The organism is Modestobacter sp. VKM Ac-2985 (assembly GCF_026967925.1).
Classification (GTDB): Bacteria; Actinomycetota; Actinomycetes; order Mycobacteriales; family Geodermatophilaceae; genus Modestobacter.
On the sequence record NZ_JAPVBI010000001.1, the window covers coordinates 423,512 to 442,374 of the forward strand.

General features: G+C 75.8%; 24 protein-coding genes and 1 riboswitch. Of the genes, 14 read left to right on the top strand and 10 right to left on the bottom strand.

What is annotated here, in order from left to right; translation table 11 throughout:
• Positions 1 to 36: 36 nt before the first annotated feature.
• A riboswitch (adenosylcobalamin (AdoCbl) riboswitch) is annotated at positions 37 to 148 on the bottom strand.
• Positions 149 to 226: 78 nt separating this feature from the next.
• The 7 genes from O2V61_RS01880 to O2V61_RS01910 all read left to right on the top strand — a co-directional run bounded on the left by O2V61_RS01880 (position 227) and on the right by O2V61_RS01910 (position 4,597).
• Entirely contained in the window at positions 227 to 673 is a 447-nt protein-coding gene (locus O2V61_RS01880; protein ID WP_269181640.1) for a hypothetical protein, read from the top strand.
• A 29-nt stretch (positions 674 to 702) separates the two neighbouring features.
• Positions 703 to 1,152 carry a hypothetical protein gene (locus tag O2V61_RS01885; RefSeq protein ID WP_269181641.1) on the top strand — a complete coding sequence of 150 codons (450 nt, stop codon included), beginning with the start codon at positions 703 to 705 and terminating at the stop codon, positions 1,150 to 1,152.
• Positions 1,152 to 1,652: a hypothetical protein gene (locus O2V61_RS01890; RefSeq protein ID WP_269181642.1), complete on the top strand. Its 501-nt coding sequence runs from the start codon at positions 1,152 to 1,154 to the stop codon at positions 1,650 to 1,652. Before O2V61_RS01885 ends, O2V61_RS01890 begins: the two co-directional genes overlap by 1 nt.
• On the top strand, positions 1,649 to 1,942 hold the full coding sequence (locus O2V61_RS01895) for a transcriptional regulator (protein ID WP_269181643.1): 294 nt from the start codon (positions 1,649 to 1,651) through the stop codon (positions 1,940 to 1,942). The genes O2V61_RS01890 and O2V61_RS01895 overlap by 4 nt, the downstream gene beginning before the upstream one ends.
• Before the next feature lie 72 nt (positions 1,943 to 2,014).
• Positions 2,015 to 3,079, top strand: a complete 1,065-nt coding sequence (locus tag O2V61_RS01900; RefSeq protein ID WP_269181644.1) for an AbrB family transcriptional regulator — start codon at positions 2,015 to 2,017, stop codon at positions 3,077 to 3,079.
• Positions 3,080 to 3,136: 57 nt separating this feature from the next.
• Complete coding sequence (locus O2V61_RS01905) at positions 3,137 to 4,219, top strand: AI-2E family transporter (RefSeq protein ID WP_269181645.1); 1,083 nt, start codon at positions 3,137 to 3,139, stop codon at positions 4,217 to 4,219.
• A 168-nt stretch (positions 4,220 to 4,387) separates the two neighbouring features.
• The gene (locus O2V61_RS01910; RefSeq protein ID WP_269181646.1) at positions 4,388 to 4,597 is read left to right on the top strand and encodes a hypothetical protein; all 210 of its coding nucleotides are present in this window, start codon (positions 4,388 to 4,390) and stop codon (positions 4,595 to 4,597) included.
• A gap of 10 nt (positions 4,598 to 4,607) precedes the next feature.
• Here O2V61_RS01910 and O2V61_RS01915 read toward each other — a convergent pair whose 3' ends face one another.
• Positions 4,608 to 5,207 (bottom strand): type II toxin-antitoxin system PemK/MazF family toxin, encoded by a 600-nt coding sequence (locus tag O2V61_RS01915; RefSeq protein ID WP_269181647.1) that lies wholly within the window; start codon positions 5,205 to 5,207, stop codon positions 4,608 to 4,610.
• 231 nt (positions 5,208 to 5,438) lie between these two features.
• Here O2V61_RS01915 and O2V61_RS01920 point away from each other — a divergent pair, with 231 nt between their 5' ends.
• Entirely contained in the window at positions 5,439 to 5,639 is a 201-nt protein-coding gene (locus tag O2V61_RS01920) for a hypothetical protein (protein WP_269181648.1), read from the top strand.
• Positions 5,640 to 5,684: 45 nt separating this feature from the next.
• Here the strand turns inward: O2V61_RS01920 and O2V61_RS01925 are convergent, their stop codons facing one another.
• Together O2V61_RS01925 and O2V61_RS01930 are read right to left on the bottom strand one after the other, a co-directional pair.
• Positions 5,685 to 6,110, bottom strand: a complete 426-nt coding sequence (locus tag O2V61_RS01925; RefSeq protein WP_269181649.1) for a VOC family protein — start codon at positions 6,108 to 6,110, stop codon at positions 5,685 to 5,687.
• A gap of 33 nt (positions 6,111 to 6,143) precedes the next feature.
• The gene (locus O2V61_RS01930; RefSeq protein ID WP_269181650.1) at positions 6,144 to 6,758 is read right to left on the bottom strand and encodes an MSMEG_1061 family FMN-dependent PPOX-type flavoprotein; all 615 of its coding nucleotides are present in this window, start codon (positions 6,756 to 6,758) and stop codon (positions 6,144 to 6,146) included.
• A 53-nt stretch (positions 6,759 to 6,811) separates the two neighbouring features.
• On the opposite strand from O2V61_RS01930, the gene O2V61_RS01935 reads away from it, so the two are divergent.
• Entirely contained in the window at positions 6,812 to 7,201 is a 390-nt protein-coding gene (locus O2V61_RS01935) for an acyl-CoA thioesterase (protein WP_269181651.1), read from the top strand.
• Here the strand turns inward: O2V61_RS01935 and O2V61_RS01940 are convergent.
• The 5 genes from O2V61_RS01940 to O2V61_RS01960 all read right to left on the bottom strand — a co-directional run bounded on the left by O2V61_RS01940 (position 7,188) and on the right by O2V61_RS01960 (position 13,023).
• Positions 7,188 to 8,702, bottom strand: a complete 1,515-nt coding sequence (locus O2V61_RS01940; RefSeq protein ID WP_331254212.1) for a cobyric acid synthase — start codon at positions 8,700 to 8,702, stop codon at positions 7,188 to 7,190. The genes O2V61_RS01935 and O2V61_RS01940 overlap by 14 nt on opposite strands.
• Positions 8,684 to 9,340 (bottom strand): lysophospholipid acyltransferase family protein, encoded by a 657-nt coding sequence (locus O2V61_RS01945; RefSeq protein ID WP_269181652.1) that lies wholly within the window; start codon positions 9,338 to 9,340, stop codon positions 8,684 to 8,686. Before O2V61_RS01945 ends, O2V61_RS01940 begins: the two co-directional genes overlap by 19 nt.
• Positions 9,341 to 9,428: 88 nt before the next feature.
• Positions 9,429 to 10,154 (bottom strand): PAS and ANTAR domain-containing protein, encoded by a 726-nt coding sequence (locus O2V61_RS01950; protein ID WP_269181653.1) that lies wholly within the window; start codon positions 10,152 to 10,154, stop codon positions 9,429 to 9,431.
• Between the two features lie 206 nt (positions 10,155 to 10,360).
• Positions 10,361 to 11,806: a MocR-like transcription factor YczR gene (yczR, locus tag O2V61_RS01955; protein WP_269181654.1), complete on the bottom strand. Its 1,446-nt coding sequence runs from the start codon at positions 11,804 to 11,806 to the stop codon at positions 10,361 to 10,363.
• Positions 11,807 to 12,069: 263 nt separating this feature from the next.
• The gene (locus O2V61_RS01960) at positions 12,070 to 13,023 is read right to left on the bottom strand and encodes a cobalamin biosynthesis protein (RefSeq protein WP_269181655.1); all 954 of its coding nucleotides are present in this window, start codon (positions 13,021 to 13,023) and stop codon (positions 12,070 to 12,072) included.
• A 44-nt stretch (positions 13,024 to 13,067) separates the two neighbouring features.
• Between O2V61_RS01960 and def the strand changes: the two genes are divergently transcribed.
• The 3 genes from def (at position 13,068) to cobM (ending at position 15,734) form a co-directional block, all read left to right on the top strand.
• Complete coding sequence (def, locus tag O2V61_RS01965) at positions 13,068 to 13,625, top strand: peptide deformylase (protein WP_269181656.1); 558 nt, start codon at positions 13,068 to 13,070, stop codon at positions 13,623 to 13,625.
• 160 nt (positions 13,626 to 13,785) lie between these two features.
• Positions 13,786 to 14,997, top strand: a complete 1,212-nt coding sequence (cbiE, locus tag O2V61_RS01970; protein WP_269181657.1) for a precorrin-6y C5,15-methyltransferase (decarboxylating) subunit CbiE — start codon at positions 13,786 to 13,788, stop codon at positions 14,995 to 14,997.
• Complete coding sequence (cobM, locus tag O2V61_RS01975) at positions 14,994 to 15,734, top strand: precorrin-4 C(11)-methyltransferase (protein ID WP_269181658.1); 741 nt, start codon at positions 14,994 to 14,996, stop codon at positions 15,732 to 15,734. The genes cbiE and cobM overlap by 4 nt, the downstream gene beginning before the upstream one ends.
• An 80-nt stretch (positions 15,735 to 15,814) precedes the next feature.
• On the opposite strand, the gene O2V61_RS01980 is transcribed toward cobM, so the two are convergent.
• Positions 15,815 to 16,897 carry a cobalt-precorrin-5B (C(1))-methyltransferase gene (locus tag O2V61_RS01980; RefSeq protein ID WP_269181659.1) on the bottom strand — a complete coding sequence of 361 codons (1,083 nt, stop codon included), beginning with the start codon at positions 16,895 to 16,897 and terminating at the stop codon, positions 15,815 to 15,817.
• Between the two features lie 95 nt (positions 16,898 to 16,992).
• Between O2V61_RS01980 and O2V61_RS01985 the strand changes: the two genes are divergently transcribed.
• Positions 16,993 to 17,760 carry a cobalt-precorrin-6A reductase gene (locus O2V61_RS01985; RefSeq protein ID WP_269181660.1) on the top strand — a complete coding sequence of 256 codons (768 nt, stop codon included), beginning with the start codon at positions 16,993 to 16,995 and terminating at the stop codon, positions 17,758 to 17,760.
• Here O2V61_RS01985 and O2V61_RS01990 read toward each other — a convergent pair.
• Positions 17,723 to 18,121, bottom strand: a complete 399-nt coding sequence (locus O2V61_RS01990) for a hypothetical protein (RefSeq protein ID WP_269181661.1) — start codon at positions 18,119 to 18,121, stop codon at positions 17,723 to 17,725. The two genes, O2V61_RS01985 and O2V61_RS01990, sit on opposite strands and share 38 nt — an antisense overlap.
• Positions 18,122 to 18,205: 84 nt before the next feature.
• Here O2V61_RS01990 and O2V61_RS01995 point away from each other — a divergent pair, with 84 nt between their 5' ends.
• A complete protein-coding gene (locus O2V61_RS01995) occupies positions 18,206 to 18,838 on the top strand; it encodes an HAD hydrolase-like protein (protein WP_269181662.1) in 633 nt (210 codons plus the stop codon).
• Positions 18,839 to 18,863 lie beyond the last annotated feature (25 nt).

The window sequence follows — 18,863 nt, forward strand, 5'->3', positions numbered from 1 at the left end:
CAGGTCCTCTCCCCGGGTGTCCACGCCCGGAGGTGGCAGGAAGCGACGGCGGGAGTTCCTGACTCCCCGGCCGGGACCGGGTCACAGTGGCGGGACCGCGCCGGAGTTCCACCGGGCTTCCTCCACTGCCGTCGCAGTTGGAGCGCCATTCGACCACGCGCACCCCCGGCAGGGACAGTGGCATGTCTCTTGACGAAGTGGAAAGTGGTGCGGCACTCTTTCCGGTATGGAAAGCGACGAGATCGACCGTGGGGACGCCGCCGCCCAGCTGGTCGCCCTGCAGGCCGACCGGGCGGCGCTGGCTGATCGCGTGATGCAGCCCTGGTGGCACGACGTGGCGTCGGGGCTGCTGCTCTTCGGCTTCCTCGCATCCTCCGTGATCGAGACCCCCTGGGTGCGCGCGGTGGCCGTGCTCGTCTTCGCGCTGGGCCTCTGCGCGTTGGCGTGGAGCTACCAGCGGCGTACCGGCGTCTGGGTGTACCCGGACAGCAAGGCCTGGCTCACCTGGGTGCCGCTGGCCCTGGTCGTCTTGGTGCCGGCGATGGTGCTGGCGGAGGACCACGGCCAGCGGTGGGCGATGCCGGTCGCCGGCGCCGTCCTCGGCCTCGCGCTGGCCGTGCTGAGCCGCTGGTGGACCCGTCGTTGGATCGCCGAGCTCCGGGGCGAGCTGTGACCGGCGGCGAGTCCCGGGCGGAGGGACCGGTGGCCGACCGAGAGGCGGCGGCCGCGCAGCTCGCGGCGCTGCGGTCGGACCGGGCTGCGCTGGCCGACCGGGCGATGCAGCCCTGGTGGTATGACGCGCTGCTGGGGCTGATGACCTTCGCCTTCTTCGCGTCCTACTCGCTGTGGTTCCCCTGGGGTCCGCTGGTGGCCATCCCCCTCTTCGGCGCGGGCACGCTCTGGCTGATGTCGGTGTACCGGCGCCTCACCGGCACGTGGGTCAGCGGCGACCGGCCCGGTCCGACCCGGCGTGCGTGGCGGGTGTGGATCGTCTGCAGCCTGGTGGTCCTGGCGCCGGCCGTGGTGCTGGAGCTGCTCCTGGACGTCCGCGGCGCGATGGCGGTGGCCGGCGTGGTCCTCGGGGTCGGCATCGCGTTCATCAGCCGGTGGTGGTCCCGGATCTACATCGCCGAGCTGCGGGGTGAGCTGTGATGGGTGAGGACGGCGCCCGGGCGTACCCCATCCCGTCGGCCACCGAGCGGGACGCCGCCACGGCCCAGCTCGCCGCGCTCGAGGCCGACCAGGTGGCGCTCGCCGAGCGGATCGTCCAGCCGTGGTGGTACGACGTCGCCCTGGGGCTGCTCCTCTTCGGTTTCTTCAGCAGCTACTCGTCCCACAGCATCTGGGTGATCGCCGGGGCACTGGTGCTCTTCCTCGCCGGGATCGCCGGGCTGGTGTCGGCGTACCAGCGGATCACCGGGGTCTGGTGGGACGCCCGGAAGGTGGGGCCGGTCCAGGACCGCGTCCAGCGAGCCCTCCGCCAGTGGGCGGTCGGCTACGTCGTGCTGTTCGCCCTGGGCGGCGCAGCCGAGTTCCTGCTCGACGTGCGGGGCGCGATGGTCGTGGTGGGCGCGGTGCTGGGGGCGTCGGCGGGGCTGCTCAGCCGGTGGGTGACCCGGATCTACGTCGCAGGTCTGCGGGCCGGGCGGTGACCGCCCTCGAACCGCGGTTCGACGCCGTCGTGCACGCCCCACCACGGCTGCAGATCTGCGGGCTGCTGGCCGCCGTCGACACGATGGAGTTCGCCTCCGTCCGGGACGCGGTGCAGGTCAGCGACTCGGTGCTGTCCAAGCACGTCAAGCAGCTGGAGGAGGCGGGCTACGTGCAGGTGCGGAAGTCGACGATCGCCTCCCGCCAGCGCACCAGCCTGGCGCTCACCAAGGCGGGGCGGGCGGCGTTCGACGCCCACGTCGCCGAACTCCGCCGCATCGCCGGCCTCTGAGGGAGGACCCACCGCCACGTGCTCAGCCGGGCCTCGGGAAGGGTGCCGACGAGGTGGGGCAGAGTGCCCGGCGTGGCACGGGGGCGAGGACGGCGGGCGCTCGACTGGGTCGTCGTCCTCCTCGTCGGGGTCGGCGCCACCCTGGCGCTCGACCTCCTCGCCGTGCCCTCCGCCGCGTTGTTCGGCGGCCTGGTGGCCGGGCTGGGCCGGGCGCTGCTCGGCTCGACACCTCTCGCGCTCCCACGCCCGGCCGGCATCGGCGCGCAGGCGGTCATCGGCGTCTCGATCGGTGCGCTGATCCAGGCCGACACCCTGCGCACGGTCGCCGAGCACTGGCTGCCGGTGCTGCTGATCACGGTCGCCACCCTGGGCGTCAGCCTCCTCGCCGGGCAGCTGATGCGGCTGCAGCCCGGCATCAGCCCGGTGACCGGCGCGTTCTCGATGATCGCCGGCGGTGCCTCCGGGATCACCGCGATGGCCCGGGACCTGGGCGCCGACGCCCAGGTGGTCGCCGTCCTGCAGTACCTGCGGGTGCTGTTGATCGTGACTGCGATGCCGATCGTGGCCACCACCGTCTACGGCGCCTCGGGCAGCGGGGTCGCGGCGCCGGCCGACGACGGTCCCGGGTGGCCGGCGGGGCTGCTGTTCACCGTGGTCTGCCTGGTCGTCGGGGTGCTGCTCGGCCGGGTGAGCCGGCTGCCGGTGGGTGCGCTGCTGGGTCCGCTGACGGTGGCCGCCGTCCTGGACGTCACCGGGCTGTCGCAGGGGGCCACCGTCCCGCCGCTGGTGGAGGCGGCCGGCTTCCTGGCGATCGGGCTGCAGGTGGGCCTCGGCTTCACCCGGGCCAGCCTGCGGCTGGTCAGGCGGGCGCTGCCCCTGGCCGTGGTGCTCATCGTCGGTGCGGTCGCGGCCTGCGCCGGGCTGGGGGTGCTGCTGTCCCGGACCGCCGGGGTGAGCGCGCTCGACGGGTACCTGGCCACCACGCCCGGCGGGCTCTACGCGGTGCTGGCCACGGCGACCGGCAGCGGCGCCGACGCGACGTTCGTGCTCGCGGTCCAGGTGCTCCGGCTGTTCGTGATGCTGTTCTCCGCCCCGCTGCTGGCCCGCTGGCTGGGCCGGGGGCAGCAGCCGGCCTGAACGTGACGATCCCCGATCGGCATGTGTCAGGCGGCGCTGCCGTGGCATCACCTGGACATGGCAGCTGACGAACCCCGATCGGACCGCGAGCCCCGAGCAGACCTGGACGGCCGGGCAGCGCCCGACTGGCTGGTGCGCGCCGCCGCCGTCGGCGGGCGGCTGCTGGTGCTCGCCGTCCTCGTCTGGTTGCTCGCCGGCCTGGCCGTGAAGCTCACCCTGGTGCTCGTGGCCGTGCTGACCGCGCTGCTGCTCGCCGGGGTGGCGGCGCCGGCGGTGCGCTGGGCGAGCAGCAGAGGCGTGCCACGGTGGGTCTCCGCGGGCGCGGCCGTGCTGCTGCTCCTGGTGCTGCTGGCCGGCGCGGGGCTCGGCCTGGCCGCCCGCATCGCCTCCCAGCTGCCCCAGCTCCGCGACGCCCTGGACCGGGTCTCCACCCAGCTCTCCGAGCGGTTCGGCATCTCGATGCCCTCCCTCGGCGACCTGATGGGTGGCGGGGGGCAGGGCGGCTCCGGTGTCGCCGAGCTGATCGGGCCGGCCCGGACCCTCCTCGAGATCGTCCTCGGTGTCTTCCTCGCCCTGGCGCTGGCCTTCCTCTTCCTGACCAGCGGCCCGGGCATGTGGCGCTGGCTGGTCGACAAGTTCGGCGGCACGCTCCGGGAGGACGTCGACGCCGGCGGGCGGGCGGCGTGGGGCACGGTCGGCGCCTACGTGCGGGGGCTGACGATCGTGGCCCTGTTCGACGCGGTCGGCATCGGGGTCGGGCTGCTGCTGCTCGGCGTCCCGCTGGCGCTGACCCTCGCCGCACTGCAGTTCGTCGCCTCCTACATCCCCACCATCGGCGCCTTCGTGGCCGGCGCGGTCGCCGTGCTGGTCGCCTACGGGACCTCGGGCCTGGGCACCGCCGCGCTGGTGCTCGGGCTGGTCGTGGTCGTCCAGCAGCTCGGCAACGACGTGGTCGAGCCCTACGTGATGAAGAACCGGCTGCCGATCAACGCGGCCATGGTCCTGATCGCCGTGACCGCGGGCGGGCTGCTGTGGGGCCTGGCGGGCGCGCTGCTGTTCGTGCCGCTGCTCGCGGCGGTCTCCGCGGCCGGTCACGAGGTCTGGACCCGGCACGGATCTCGCCCGATCGCCGGCGGCTGACCGTCGCCGCTGCGGGACGAACGGCTCCTCGGTGCCTACCCTGGTCGGGGCCGCCACCCGGCGCGGCACCGGCACCGACCGAGGAGGACCGCGCTGTCCGAGGACGACACGACCGCCACCGGCACCGGCACCGCCACCGGCACCGGCACCGCCGACGGCCAGGCTGCCGTGCTGCTGTTCGTGGGCGGGCCGCTGGACGGCCGGGTGGAGGTCCGCGAGGCCCGGCACGGTGAGCCGCTGCCGACGATCACCCACACCCACCTGCACGGCGGGCCGAAGGTGGTGCACCGGTACGACCTGCGGTCGCTGACCGACTCGGCCGGCGTCTACCACCTGCGCCCCCGGACCTCGCGGGACGCCGACGGCGCCACCGGCTGACGGCCCGGCGTCAGCCCCGCAGGCGCCGCACCTCGACGGCGACCTGGTCGAACCGGTCCCGGCCGAGGACAGCGCCCTCGCGCCGGACGTCGTCCGGGTCGATCCGCAGCACCCGGTCGATCCGCACCTCGCTGGGCCGGCCCTGCCGGTCCCAGCCGCCGACGCCCACGTCGACCCAGTGCCGGCCGTGCCGGGCCTCGTCGCTCGCGTCCCGGTCGTGGTCCTTGCTGGTCAGCATGAGGCCGAGGAGGGCATCGCCGTCCCGCCCGACGACCAGCACCGGCCGGTCCTTGCCCCGGCCGTCGCCCTCGTCGAACGGCACCCAGGTCCAGACGACCTCGCCCGGATCGGGACGGCCGTCGGCCCGCGGTGCGTAGTCCAGTTCCAGTGGGCCGGTGTAGTCGGTCGCCAGGTGGATCCGCCGCGGCGGCGCCGCCGGGGGCAGGGGAGCCCGCGCGGGGGGCGCCGAGCCGGGGGCGGCCCACTCGGGGAGGGACGCCGACCGGTCGCCGGGACGCCTGCGGCTGCTCCGCCGGAGGCTCCGACTGCCCTCCCGGACGACGACGCCCACCAGCTGCTCGAGTGCTCTCCGCCAGTTGCTGCCCGCCACCCTCGGCACGGTAGGCGATGGCCCCCGCGACGCGCCGGACGAGGACACGCCGGGCCGCGCGTCGGCGGTCCGGCGCGCGCGTCGCCAGGAGAACGACACGCGTGTGATCCTCGTGACAGCTGGTGCGTGAACGTCATCGAATTGGTCACGACATCGGATCGGTCGGGCTCGCCGGGGTCACACTCGTGGCGGCGACCTGATCGCGGTCGCCACGGGGGAGAGGGTCGCGAGATGACCATGGTCGAGCCGGTCCACCCGGCGGAGGTGCTCGTGCCGCCGGCGGTGCGCGCGAGCGCACTCGCTGCCTGGCAACTGGTCGAGGACGCCCGCTACCGGACGCCGGACCGGCAGCGTCGCAACGAGCGGCGGCGCCTGCTGGCCCAGCGCGCCGTGGCCGACCGCAAGGCCGAGCGAGAACACCCCCTCGGCTGACCGGGTTCGGTCCGCGCGCCGCGAGAGCTCAGCGCGGGACGGCGGTCAGGTGAGGCAGAGCTCGTTGCCCTCGGGGTCGGCGATCGTCACCCAGCGGTGCGGGCCCTGGTGCCCCTCGTGCAGCACCGTGGCCCCGCGCTCGGTCAGCCGCGCCACCTCGGCGTCCACCGCCTCCGCGCCCACGACCACGTCCAGGTGCACCCGGTTCTTGACCGTCTTGGGCTCGGGGACGAGCTGGAACAGCACCCTCGGCGCACCGCCGGTGGGGTGGTTGATCGCCGCGCCGGCCCGCCAGACGAGCTGGCCGTCGTGCCGCATGGTCTCGGCCTCGGTGGCGAAGCCCTCGTCGACCATGCGGCGGATGAAGGCCTCGTCGGTGGGTTCTCGATCCCAGCCCAGCGCCTCGGCCCACCAGTCGGCGAGCGGGTGGGGCGCGACCGAGTCGACGGTGACCTGGAAGGTGTGTGCCATGGCAGGCATGCTGCACCCGGCCACCGACAGGAGCTAGAGCTCCCGGGCGAGGTCCGCGCGGATCGTCGCGTCGTCGGGCAGCGGGGTCTCCAGGGCGCAGTGGTCCTTGAGCACCTGGCCGAACGGCGTCATCGTCGAGCGGTCGACCTGGGCCTCGGGGTCCCACAGTCGCGAGCGCATCAGCGCCTTGCCGCACTGGAAGTAGGCCCGCTCCACGTGGACGACCAGCACGGAGCGGGGCTCGCGGCCGAACTCGGTGAAGTCGACGCCCAGGTCACCGGCGCCGACGAGCGACGTCGTCCCGAAGACCTTCAGCGTCTCCTCGCAGCCGGGCACGAAGAACAGCAGCGCCGCCCGCGGGTTGGCGGCCAGGTTGCGCAGTCCGTCGACCCGGTTGTTGCCCTGCCGGTCGGGCAGCGCCAGCCGGTGCTCGTCCAGCACGTGCACGAAGCCCGGCTCACCGCCGCGCGGGGAGACGTCGGGCCAGCCCTCGGCGTCCGCGGTCGCGAGCGTGGCGAAGGGCGAGCGGCCGATGAAGGCGCGGCAGTGCTCGTCGACCCGGTCGATGACCTTGTCGAGGACCAGCTGGGAGGGCGGCCGGTAGCCGGCCAGCACCTCGAGGTCGGCAGTGGCGGTGTCGGCAGTCACGGCTCCGACGGTAGCGGCCGGGGCCGCCGGCCCGGTCGGTAGCCTGCCCGCTCGTGCCTGCGGTGTGGAGTGCTCCGGTCCGGTTCGTCGAGTGCGACCAGCAGGGCGTGGTGTTCAACGCGCACTACCTGACCTGGGCCGACGAGGCGGTCACCGCCTGGTGGGGCACGGTCGGCGTCCCGCACGGGGCGCTGGACGCCTGGGGCGTCGAGTACCTCGTCAAGGCCACCGCGCTGGACTGGAGCTCCTCGGCCCGGTACGGCGACACGGTCGCGGTCGACGCCGAGCTGACGGAGCTGGGCCGCACCAGCCTGACGCTGCTGCTCACCGTGCGGGTGGGCGAGCGGACCTGCTGCACCGTGCGGACCACCTACGTGGCGACCGCCGACGGCCGCCCGGTGCCGTGGCCGGACGAGGTGCGGGCCCGGATCAGCGCGCGCTGAACCCGCTGGCCAGCACCGGCAGCCCCACCGGCGGGCCGGCCTCGACCAGCCGCCACAGCGCGTCGGTGTCCGCGTGCTCGGCGATCAGGTCGCCGAGCGCGTCGAGCCGGGTCTCGCGTTGGTGCGCGAAGTCGGTGTCGGGGGCCACGGTGAACCGCCGGCCGGCGATCCGGGCGACCTCGGTGAGGAAGGCCCGGCGGAAGCCGTCGGACTCCAGCGCCCCGTGCCACGTCGTCCCGAACACCGAGCCGGCGCGGGCGCCGTCCAGGAAGGGCTCGGCACCGTCGTCCAGGCGCACCACGCCGTGGTGGATCTCGTAGCCGCGGACCGGCTGCCCCAGGGCGGAACCGGAGGGCCGGCCCAGGGTCTTCTCCCGCGCGAAGGTCACCTCGGCGGGCAGCAGCCCGAGCCCGGGGACGACGCCGGCCCGGGACTCGACGTCGTCGCTGATCGTGCGGGCCAGCATCTGGTGGCCGCCGCAGATGCCCAGCACCGGGCGGCCCTCGGCGGCCCGCCGGGCGACGGCGTCGGCCAGCCCGGTCTCCCGCAGCCACTGCAGGTCGGCGACGGTGGACCGGGTGCCGGGCAGGACCACCAGGTCGGCGTCCGCGAGCTCCTCGGGGCGGGTGGCGTAGCGCAGCAGCACCCCGGGCTCGGTGGCCAGTGCGTCCAGGTCGGTGAAGTTGGACAGCCGGGGCAGCCGGGCGACCGACACCCGGAGGACGTCCTCCCCGTGCGGCGGGCCGGCGGGCGCGCGGACGGCGTCGACGCCCAGGGAGTCCTCGACGTCCATCTCCAGCCCGGTGCGCCAGGGGAGCACGCCCAGGGTCGGCCGGCCGGTGAGCGCGGCCAGCTGGTCCAGGCCCGGGGCCAGCAGCCGGGCGTCGCCGCGGAACTTGTTGACCAGGAAGCCGGCGACCAGAGCCTGGTCGGCCGGGGGCATCAGCGCGACGGTGCCGTAGAGGGCGGCGAAGACCCCGCCGCGGTCGATGTCGCCCACCACGACCACCGGCAGCCCGGCGGCGGTGGCCAGGCCCATGTTGGCGATGTCGTCGGCACGCAGGTTGATCTCGGTGGGGGAGCCGGCGCCCTCGCAGACCACCACGTCGAAACGGGAGCGCAGGTCGGCCAGGCAGGCCAGCGCCTGCTCCAGCAGCGCGGCCTTCATCGGCCGGTAGGACAGGGCGGTGACGTCGGCGACGGCCCGCCCGAGGACGACGACCTGGCTGGCGTTCTCCCCACCCGGCTTGAGCAGCACCGGGTTCATCGCGGCCTCGGGCTCCACCCGGGCGGCCGCCGCCTGCATCACCTGGGCGCGGCCGATCTCGGCGCCGTCGGCGGTGACACCCGAGTTGTTGCTCATGTTCTGCGCCTTGAACGGCGCGACGGACACGCCCTGGCGGACCAGCCAGCGGCAGATGCCGGCGGTCACCACGGACTTGCCCGCGTCGGAGGTGGTGCCGGCGACGAGGAGTGCGCCGCTCAGGGCCGTCCTCCCCAGCCGGCCTTCTCCTGCCCGGACAGCGCCGCGATCGCCTCCATCACCTGGTCGGTGACCTGGCGCCGCGCCCTGCCCTTGCCTGCCAGGCCCCGGTGCTCGGGGAAGGTCAGCGGCTCCCCGAAGGTCACCCGCACCCGGTGCGGGCGCGGCCACTTCGCGCCGACCGGCTGGACCTTGTCGGTGCCGTGCACCGCCACCGGGACCACGGGGCAGTCGGCGGTGAGCGCGAGCCACGCGACGCCGGTCTTGCCGCGGCCGAGCCGGCCGTCGCGGGAACGCGTGCCCTCGGGGTAGACGCCGAACGCCTCCCCGGCACACAGCACCCCCAGCGCGGTGTCCAGCGTCGCCTGGGCGGCCCGGGCCTCCTGCCGCTCGACCGGGAGCGCCCCCAGCGCGGTGAACAGCGTGCGGGTGAGCCACCCGCCGATGCCGGACCCGTGCCAGTACTCGGCCTTGGCCAGGTACCCGACCTTGCGCGGCGCCACCAGCGGGATGGCGAAGCTGTCGATGAAGGACAGGTGGTTGCTGGCCAGGATGACCGGGCCGGTGAGGGGCACGTTGGCCCGGCCGGTCACCTTGGGTCGGAAGACGAGGATGAAGAGCGGTCGGAGCACGAACCGGACGAGCAGGTAGAACACGCCACCGTCCCCCTTCCTCGTCCCGGCCTGCGTGGCACGGGTCCCGGCATCTTCCCCTGTGACCGCCGGGCCGGGACGAGCGGGGCGCTCAGACCGAGCGGCCGGGTGGGGACGCGTCGTGCAGGATCTCGCGGACGTCGTCGGGCAGCGGATGGCGACCGCTGGCCGAGTCGATGATCGCCACCGCCACGTCGCGCACCTTGCGGTGCGTGTGGCTGGAGATGTGCGCCAGGAGGTCGAAGGCGACCTGGTCACCGCAGCTCATCAGCAGCATGAGGATGCCCTTGGCCTGTTCGATCGCCGCGCGGCTCGCCATGGCGTTCCGCAGCTGCTCGACCTCGGTCTCCAGGTGGCGCACGTGCTCGTCGTCCTGGGGCGGGTGCGCCTGGGTGATGTCGACGACCAGGCCGGTGAGCGCCACCACGGTGCCCGAGGCGTCGGTCTCCGGCTCGCAGACCAGCACCGCCGTCCGCTGCTGGCCGTCGGCGCGCACGATCCGGTGCTCACGGGTGACCGCGGTGCCGAGGGTGCCGGCGACGGCGAGGGCCTCCCGCACGGCGGGGCGGTCGGTCTCGTGCACGTGGGCCAGGAGGAGTTGGCCGGAGGGCTCCGTCGAGCCGTCCGGGACCCCGTACAGGGCGTGGAGCTCCGGGGACCACCACCACCGTTCGGTGGTCAGGTCGCCGCGGAAGCGACCGGCCGGACGGGGGGCGGCGGACTCGACGGCGCGGAGGCTGCGCTCGGCGCGGCCGGTCTCGTGCACCGGCGGGGCGTCGGGGCCGGGGTGGCGATGGAGTGCGGAGGGCGTGGGCATGGACTCAGCCGATTTCTCTGCTGGCGCACCGGGTTTCTTCGGTGGTGACCGCCGAGCCCGTGGTTTGACCCAGCGGTCCATCGAGTACGCAGACTCGACCGCTCCAGTGCTCGCGAAGTTACCGCGTGCACTGACCCCTCGCAGACGTGCGGCGACGTGGCGGAGCGGCCACGGGCGGGTCTGACCAGGCGTGATGGACCGATCACTCAGACGACGGTGGATGTCGGTGTCGCCGGGTGCCCGCCACCCAGGGTCCCGGCGAGGGAGGCGAGCACGTCGACCGCGGCGCGCAGCTCCTCGACCGGTCGGGTGAAGGGCAGCCGCAGGTGGTCGTCGAAGGCCCGTCCGGTGCCGAAGACCCGGCCCTCGGCCAGCAGGAGGCCCTGCGGGGCCGCACCGGCGACCAGGGCGGCCGAGCTCAGCCCCGGGGGCAGGGCGCACCACAGGGAGAGCCCGCCCGACGGCGGGTGCACCCGCCACTCCGGCAGCCGGGCGGCCAGGTCGCCCAGCAGGGCACCGCGCTGGGTGCGGAGCTGCTCGCGGCGCCAGCTCAGCACGGCGTCGAGGTCCTGCACCAGGGCGGTGGCCGCGAGCTGGTCCAGGAGGCCGACGGAGAGCTGGCGGCGTCCCAGCACCGCGCTCAGCCGTGCGGCCAGGGCGGCGTCGGTGCGCAGCCAGCCGATCCGCAACCCGCCCCAGACCGGCTTGGCCAGCCCGCCGACGGTCACCGTCGCTGCGTCCGGCAGCCCGGCGGCGTACGGCGGCAGCGGGCCGTCGTCCAGGTGGAGCTCGGCGCACGACTCGTCCACCAGCGTCAGCACGCCCTGCTGCCACAGCGTCGCGGCCAGCCGCCGGCGCCCGGCGGCCGACAGCCGGGCGCCGGTCGGGTTGGTGAAGTCGGGGATGAGCACGGCCATCCGCGCGCCGCTCTGCCGCGCGGCGAGGTGCGCCGCCTCGACGAGGTCGTCGGGGTGGCGCTCGTCGACCGGGACCGGCACCAGCCGGGCGCCCACGCTCTCCACCAGCCGCAGCGCGCCGGGGTAGCTGGGGTGCTCGACGAGCACCCGGTCACCCGGCTCCAGCAGCGCCTCGGCGACCACCGCCGAGGCGTCGCCGACGCCGGAGGTGACGACGACCTGGTCGGGGTCGGTCGGCAGGCCGCGAGCGGTGAACCGGTCGGCGATCGCGGCGCGCAGCTCGGGCAGGCCGCCCGGCGCGTACCCGTGGCCGGTGGTGTACGCCGGGAGCCGGCGTACAGCCTGCTGGTAGGCCGGCTCCAGCTGCGGTGCCGCGGAGGGTGCCGCGTGTGCGAGGTCGATCAGACCGGGGACGTCGCGGGGCAGCCAGCCGGCCGAGGACGCGTCCCCGCCGGGCACCTCGACCACCGTGCCCGACCCCTGCCGGGTGCGCGCCCACCCCTCCTCGCGCAGCACCCGGTAGGCCGAGGCGATGGTGACCCGGCTGGTGGCCAGGGCCGTGGCGAGGTCGCGCTCGGCGGGCAGCCGGGTGCCCGCCGGGAGCTGACCGGCCAGCACCAGCTCGCGGACCCGTCGGGCCAGCCCGGCGTACCGCGGACCCGGCAGGGCGGCGACCGGCCCGATGAGCGCGGCGACCTCGCGCGCCGACGTGGTCCGGGCTGCGACGACTGGCATGGGTCCACTGTGCCGGATTGGCCTGCTCCGTGGCGCTGCTCGCGGTGCCAGTGTCGCCTCATGACAGCTGGAACCGGTTTCCTCGTGCTCATCGGACTGTTCCTGGCCCTGGGTGGCCTCGTCGGTCGCACCCTGCTGGTGACCGTGCGCGGTGGGCTGGGGCCCGCCGATCCGCCGGCCAGTCACCCGCGGGTCGACCCGGCCGGCTTCCCGACGCCGTCGGAGCCGCGGGGTGCGCTGCGCCGCCGTCCCCGGCCGGCCCGTCAGGCGGAGCGGCCCCGGCGCCACAGCCCGCTCGCTGCGGCGAGGGCGGCGGCCGCCGTCCACACCGCGCGCGAGAGCCGGACCGCCCGGCGGATGTCCCCCCGCGCGGGAGGCTGACCGTCGCCCAGCGTCGGTCGCTCCTCCACCCGGGCGCCGTAGACGTTCCGGCCGCCCAGCCGCAGCCCGAGGGCGCCGGCCAGCGCGGCCTCGCACCGCCCGGCGTTCGGGCTCGGGTGGGCAGCGCCGTCCCGCTGCCAGGCCCGCCAGGCGCCGGCGGGCGACCCGCCGGCCACCGGCGCGACCGCCACGGTCAGCGCGGCGGTGAGCCGGGCCGGCAGCCAGTTCAGCACGTCGTCGACGCGGGCCGCGGCCCAGCCGAAGCGGGCGTACCGCGGCGACCGGTACCCGACCATCGCATCGAGGGTGTTGGCCGCGCGGTAGGCCAGCAGCCCCGGCAGGCCGGCGACCGCACCCCAGAACAGCGGGGCGACGGCGGCGTCGGAGGTGTTCTCCGCGACCGACTCCACGGTGGCCCGCACCAGCTCCGGCTCGCCCAGACCACTCGGGTCCCGGCCGGCCAGGGTCGGCAGGTGCGCCCGGGCGGCCGGCAGGTCCCCGGCGGCGAGGTGCCCGGCCATGGTGTCCGCCGCCCGGCCGAGTGAGGTGCCGCCCAGCACGGCCCAGGTGGCCCCCGCGGTCACCACCGTCCGGGCGATCGGCCGCGCCGCGGTCACCCGGTGCAGGCCGGCGCCCAGGGCGGCCGCCGCCCCGACGCACACCGCGGTGTGGCCGGCGCCCGCCACCCGTGAGTCCCGCCAGACCGAGCGCTCCAGCGCGGCGGCCGCCCGCCCGAAGCCGGCGACCGGGTGCCCCCTTCGCGGATCGGCCAGCAGCAGGTCGGCGAGGGCGCCGAGCGCGAGCCCGGCGGCGGTCGGAGCGGGCCGGGTGCGCATCGCGGTCACTGTAGGCAGCGGGTGAGTCCCTAGGATCGACGGTCATGCGCCTGCCCGGCCGTTACGACGGCGTCGCCCGGCCGATCGTCACCTACGGCAGCAACCCGGTGCTGCACCGGCCGTGCGCGCCGGTGACCGAGTTCGACCGGGAGCTGCGGCACCTGCTGCTGGACATGTTCGCGAGCATGTCCGCCGCCGACGGCGTCGGGCTGGCGGCCAACCAGATCGGCGTCGACGCGCGGGTGTTCGTCATCGACTGCCCGGACGCCGACGGGGAGGACGTCGTCGGCTACGTGGTGAACCCGGTGCTGACGGTGCTCGACCCGGTCGGCGACGAGCCGGCCGTCGAGCTGACCGAGGAGGGCTGCCTGTCGGTGCCGGGCCCCTACGCGGAGCTGGAGCGTGCCTTCCGTGCCCGGGTCGACGGCGTCGACGTGCACGGCCAGCCCACCGCGATCGAGGCGACCGGCATGGCCGCGCGCTGCCTCCAGCACGAGGTGGACCACCTCGAGGGCACCGTCTACGTCGACCGGCTGCCGGCGGAACTGCGGGAGCGACTGCTGGCGGAGGCCGCCGGGCCCGAGGGGGACCTGCCCGCGTGAGGGCCGAGGGAGCATCGCAGGGAGCGCCAGCGACCGAGGAGCGGACCGAGGTCCGTCATCACGCTCTCGGGGGCACCGTGACGGCCGAGGGAGCATCGCAGCGAGCGCCAGCGAGCGAGGAGCGGATCGAGGCCGGTCCTCACGCCCTGGGCAGCTGGGCATGAGCGGCTTCTCCGTCTCCGTCGTCGGCGTCGGCGCCGACGGCTGGGACGGCCTCTCCCCGGTCGCCCGCCGGCTGATCTCGGGGGCCGAGGTGCTGCGGGGGAGCGCTCGCCAGCTGGCGCTGGTGCCCGCGGACGTCGCCGCCGAGCGGGTGCCCTGGCCCTCGCCGATGGCGCCCGCCCTGGCCGCCTTGCCCGAGGCGCACCCGGGCCGGCGGGTGGCCGTGCTCGCCAGCGGCGACCCGATGCTCTCCGGCGTCGGCACCTCGCTGGTCCGGCTGTTCGGCGCCGACGCCGTCCAGGTCGTGCCGCACCCGTCGTCGGTCACCCTGGCCTGCGCCCGGCTGGGCTGGGCGGTGGAAGAGGCGACGGTGGTCTCCGTGGTCGGCCGGCCGGTGTCGCTGGTCCTCCCGCACGCCACGCCCGGCCGGCGGCTGCTGGTGCTGGGCTCGGACACCCGGACGCCGGCGGAGCTCGCCGCCCTGCTCGCCGGAGCCGGGTACGGCGCCAGCCGGCTCACCGCGCTCGCCGAGCTCGGCGGCCCCGCCGAGCGCCGGTTCACCGGCACCGCGGCCGACTGGCCCCACCCGGAGACCGACCCGCTGGTGCTCACCGCCGTCGAGGTGGTCGCCGACCCCGGCACCGTGCCGCTGCCGACGGTGCCGGGCCTGCCGGACGACGCCTACTCCGCCGACGGGCAGCTGACCAAGCGCGACGTGCGGGCGGTGACGCTCTCCCGGCTGGCCCCGCTGCCCGGCCGGCTGCTCTGGGACGTCGGCGCGGGCGCCGGCTCGGTCGGCATCGAGTGGATGCGGGTGCACCCCTCCTGCCGGGCGATCGCGGTGGAGTCCGACCCGGTGCGCGCCCAGCGGATCGGCCGGAACGCCGGCCGGCTCGGGGTGCCCGACCTGCAGGTGGTCCAGGGCCGGGCGCCGGACGCGCTGCTCGGGCTGCCGCAGCCGGACGCCGTCTTCGTCGGGGGCGGGGCGACCACGCCGCTGCTGCTGGACACCGTCTGGGAGGCCCTCGCCCCGGGCGGCCGGCTGGTGGTCAACGCGGTCACGGTGCAGAGCGAGGCGGTGCTCGCCGAGTGGCACGGCCGCTGCGGCGGCTCGCTCACCCGGCTGTCGGTCGCCCAGGCCGAACCGGTCGGCGGCTTCACCGGCTGGAGGTCCGCCATGCCCGTGACGATCTGGAGCGTGACCCGATGACCGTCCACTTCATCGGCGCCGGGCCCGGTGCCGCCGATCTCGTCACGGTGCGGGCCGCGCGGCTGATCGCCACCTCGCCGGTCTGCCTCTACGCCGGCGCACTCGTGCCCCGCGAGCTGCTGGACACCGCACCGGCGGGTGCCCGGCTGGTCGACACCGCCGACCTGGACCTGGACCTGATCACCGCCGAGCTCCTCGCCGCGCACGAGGCCGGGCTGGACGTCGCCCGGCTGCACTCCGGTGACCCCTCGGTGTACAGCGCCATGGCCGAGCAGATGCGCCGGCTGGACGCCGCCGGGGTGCCCTACGACGTCGTCCCCGGGGTGCCGGCGTTCGCCGCGGCGGCCGCGTCGCTGAAGCGCGAGCTGACGGTGCCGGGGGTGGCGCAGACCGTCGTCCTCACCCGGACGTCGGCGCGGTCGACGCCGATGCCACCGGGGGAGACCCTCGCCGCCTACGCGGCGACCGGCGCGACCCTGGTGCTGCACCTGGCCGTGCAGCGGATGGACGTCCTCGCCCCGGAGCTCGCCGTGCACTACGGCGCGGACTGCCCGGTCGCGGTGGTCGCCAAGGCAAGCCGGGACGACGAGCTGGTGCTGCGCGGCACGCTCGCCGACATCGCCCAGCAGGTCAGCGACGCCGGGGTGCGGCGGACGGCGGTGGTGGTCGTCGGCCGGGTGCTGGCCGCCGAGCAGTTCCTGGACAGCCACCTCTACTCGACGACGCGCCAACGCTGATGCCGAAGGACCTCCTGGCGGCCCCGCTGCAGGGGCCCGCCGCGAGCTCGCGAGTGGTGGGGGGCAGCGGGGTCCTTCTACTAGGCGCGGCCGACGATGGTGCCGGCGCGGTCGATCACCACGACGTCGACCTCGACCGGGGCGCCGAGCAGCACGCCCTCCGCGGTGCGGCGCGCTCCGGCGGCGACCAGGTCGCCCAGCGGGAACCCGGCGGCGGTGCACTGGTGCAGCGCGTCCAGCGCGGTGTTCGCCTCCCGCACGCCCTCGACCAGCGCCGGTGCGGCGCCGGCCTCGGCGACCAGGGCGGCCAGCGCGGTGAACGACACCTGCGACCGGGCCGAGTGCAGGTCCAGGTGCCCCTCGGCGAGCTTGGCCAGCTTGCCGATGCCGCCGGCCACGGTCAGCCGGGGCACGGGGTGGCGGCGCAGGTACTTCAGCACCGCGCCGGCGAAGTCCCCCATGTCCAGCAGTGCGTCCTCGGGCAGGCCGTGCAGCTCCTGGGCCACCCGCTCGCTGGTCGAGCCGGTGCACCCGGCGACGTGCTCCCGCCCGGCGGCGCGGGCCACGTCGATGCCGCGGCGGATCGAGTCGATCCACGACGAGCACGAGTAGGGGACGACGACCCCCGTCGTCCCGAGGATCGACAGGCCGCCGAGGATGCCCAGCCGCGGGTTCCAGGTCTTGCGGGCCAGCTCGGCGCCGTTCTCCACCGACACCTCGACGAGGACGTCGCCGCTGCCGCCGTGCCGCCGCGCGACCGCGGTCACGTGCTCGCGGATGAACTGGCGCGGCATCGGGTTGATCGCCGGCTCGCCGACGGCCAGCGGGAGACCGGGCTTGGTCACCGTGCCCACGCCCTCGCCGGCCCGGAAGACCACGCCGCTGCCGGGCGCGCCGACGCACACCCGGGCGGAGACCAGCGCGCCGTGGGTGACGTCGGGGTCGTCGCCGGCGTCCTTCACGATGCTCGCGCTCGCCTCGTCGCCGGCCAGGTGCTCCTTCGCGAGCGCGAAGGCCGGGTGCCTGTCGTTGGGCAGGTCGATCGAGACCGGGTCCGGGAACTCGCCGGTCAGCAGCGCGGTGTAGGCCGCGGTGGTGGCCGCGGTCGCGCAGGCGCCCGTCGTCCAGCCGTGCCGCAGCCCTGCGCTGCCGTCCCTGCTCACGGGACCATCCTCCACCGCGATCGACCGACGACCCGTCGACGCCTCGCTCGCCGGGCAGGCGTGCACCACCCGACACTCGGCGACGGGGGGACGACGTGACCGGTCAGGTGCTCCTCCTCGGGGGCACGGGGGAGGCCCGGCGGCTGGCTGCGGCGCTGGTCGCTGCGGGTGTCGACGTGCTGTCCTCGCTGGCGGGACGGGTCGCCGACCCGGTGCTGCCGCCGGGCGCCGTGCGGATCGGTGGGTTCGGCGGCGCCGACGGGCTGGCCGCCTGGCTGGCCGAGCACCGGCCGCGGGCGGTGGTCGACGCCACCCATCCGTTCGCCGCACAGATCACCGCGGCCGCAGCGGCCGCCGCGGCCGCGCACGGCACCCCGCTGCTGCGGCTGCAGCGGCCGGGCTGGACGCCGCAGCCCGGGGACACCTGGCGACATGTCGACTCGCTGGCCGCCGCGGCCGAGGCGGTGGCCGGGTACCGCAGCGTCTTCCTCACCACCGGCCGGCAGGGCGTCGGCGCGTTCGCCGCCCTCCCTGGCCGGGTGCTGGTGCGCTCGGTCGACCCGCCGGACGAGCCGCTGCCGGCCGGGGCGACCCTGCTGCTGGACCGCGGGCCGTTCAGCCTGGCCGACGAGCTGGCGCTGCTGCACGAGCACGACGTGGACGTCGTCGTCACCAAGGACTCCGGCGGCGCTCTGACCGAGGCCAAGCTCGTCGCCGCCCGCCAGCTCGGCCTGCCGGTCGTGCTGGTGCGCCGGCCACCGCTGCCGGCGGGAGTGCCGACCGTGGGGACCGTCGAGGAGGCGGTGGCCTGGCTGGAGGAGCGGCTCAGGCCCGCGGGCTCCGCTGGAACGCCCAGGCCGTGAGCCAGACGGTGCCGACCGCCAGGACGAGCGACCCGGGGACGTGGGCGGCCATGTTCCCGGCGTCGCCGATCCAGGCCTGCACGAAGCCGGCGACGAACACGGCGGCGGCCACGACCACCGGCCACCGCGCCCCGCCGGCGCGGGCGTGCAGCAGCGTCGCCACCACCAGCAGGCCGCCGACCACGTGCAGCGCGATCGCGCCGGCGCCGTGCGAGTCCATCGCGTCGGCCTCGGACATCAGCTGCCCGGCCGTCGCGAACTGCCAGAGCAGCACGACCACGGAGAGGACCGCCGTGGCCTGGACGGTTCGGATCGACCCGGCCTCACGCGCGGCGGGGGGCACGGGCTGGGTCCGGGTCATCGCGAGGTCCCTCCAGAGGAGAACTACTTGAAATCTCATACAAGCAGGTCCGGTGGAGATGGGGAAGGGGGTGGTCGGCGACTGGTGCTCTTCGACCTCGACGGCACCCTGGTCGACTCGTCCCCGGGCATCTGGGCCTCGATCCGGGTCGCGGTCGCCGAGCTGGGCCTGCGCGAGCCGACCACCGACCAGCTGCGGTCGATGGTCGGGCCGCCGCTGTGGGAGGGGTTCGCCGGCGCCTTCGGCATCGGTGGGGACGACGTCGACCGGGCGGTGGCCGCCTACCGCGCGCACTACACGGCCGGGGCGATGCTGGCAGCGCCGGTCTACCCGGGCATCGCGGAGCTGCTGTCCGCGCTCCGGGCCGACGGCGCCACGCTGGCCGTGGCGACCAGCAAGCCCGAGCCTTTCGCGCTGCGCATCCTGGCGCACGTGGGGCTGTTGCCGGAGTTCGCCAGCGTGCACGGCGCCACGCTGGACGGCGCCGTCCGGCACAAGGAGCAGGTGGTCGCCGCGGCGCTGGCCGCCCACCCGGACGGCGACCGGCCGGTGTTGATCGGCGACCGGTCGCACGACGTGCTGGGCGCCCGGGTGCACGGCCTGCCCTGCATCGGCGCCGGCTGGGGTCCGGCACCGCCCGGTGAGCTGGCCGCCGCCGGGGCCGCCGCGGTCGCGACGACCCCGGCCGACGTCCGGGCGGCGCTTACCGAGGTCTGAGCGCCGACGGCTGGTATGACGCGGT

Excerpts from the sequence above, each read along its gene's own strand:
- O2V61_RS01880 (WP_269181640.1), top strand. The coding sequence starts at position 227 with ATGGAAAGCGACGAGATCGACCGTGGGGACGCCGCCGCCCAGCTGGTC.
- O2V61_RS01890 (WP_269181642.1), top strand. The coding sequence starts at position 1,152 with ATGGGTGAGGACGGCGCCCGGGCGTACCCCATCCCGTCGGCCACCGAG.
- O2V61_RS01905 (WP_269181645.1), top strand. The coding sequence starts at position 3,137 with ATGGCAGCTGACGAACCCCGATCGGACCGCGAGCCCCGAGCAGACCTG.
- O2V61_RS01920 (WP_269181648.1), top strand. The coding sequence starts at position 5,439 with ATGACCATGGTCGAGCCGGTCCACCCGGCGGAGGTGCTCGTGCCGCCG.
- O2V61_RS01925 (WP_269181649.1), bottom strand. The coding sequence starts at position 6,110 with ATGGCACACACCTTCCAGGTCACCGTCGACTCGGTCGCGCCCCACCCG.
- O2V61_RS01950 (WP_269181653.1), bottom strand. The coding sequence starts at position 10,154 with ATGCCCACGCCCTCCGCACTCCATCGCCACCCCGGCCCCGACGCCCCG.
- yczR (WP_269181654.1), bottom strand. The coding sequence starts at position 11,806 with ATGCCAGTCGTCGCAGCCCGGACCACGTCGGCGCGCGAGGTCGCCGCG.
- O2V61_RS01960 (WP_269181655.1), bottom strand. The coding sequence starts at position 13,023 with ATGCGCACCCGGCCCGCTCCGACCGCCGCCGGGCTCGCGCTCGGCGCC.
- def (WP_269181656.1), top strand. The coding sequence starts at position 13,068 with ATGCGCCTGCCCGGCCGTTACGACGGCGTCGCCCGGCCGATCGTCACC.
- cbiE (WP_269181657.1), top strand. The coding sequence starts at position 13,786 with ATGAGCGGCTTCTCCGTCTCCGTCGTCGGCGTCGGCGCCGACGGCTGG.
- cobM (WP_269181658.1), top strand. The coding sequence starts at position 14,994 with ATGACCGTCCACTTCATCGGCGCCGGGCCCGGTGCCGCCGATCTCGTC.
- O2V61_RS01990 (WP_269181661.1), bottom strand. The coding sequence starts at position 18,121 with ATGACCCGGACCCAGCCCGTGCCCCCCGCCGCGCGTGAGGCCGGGTCG.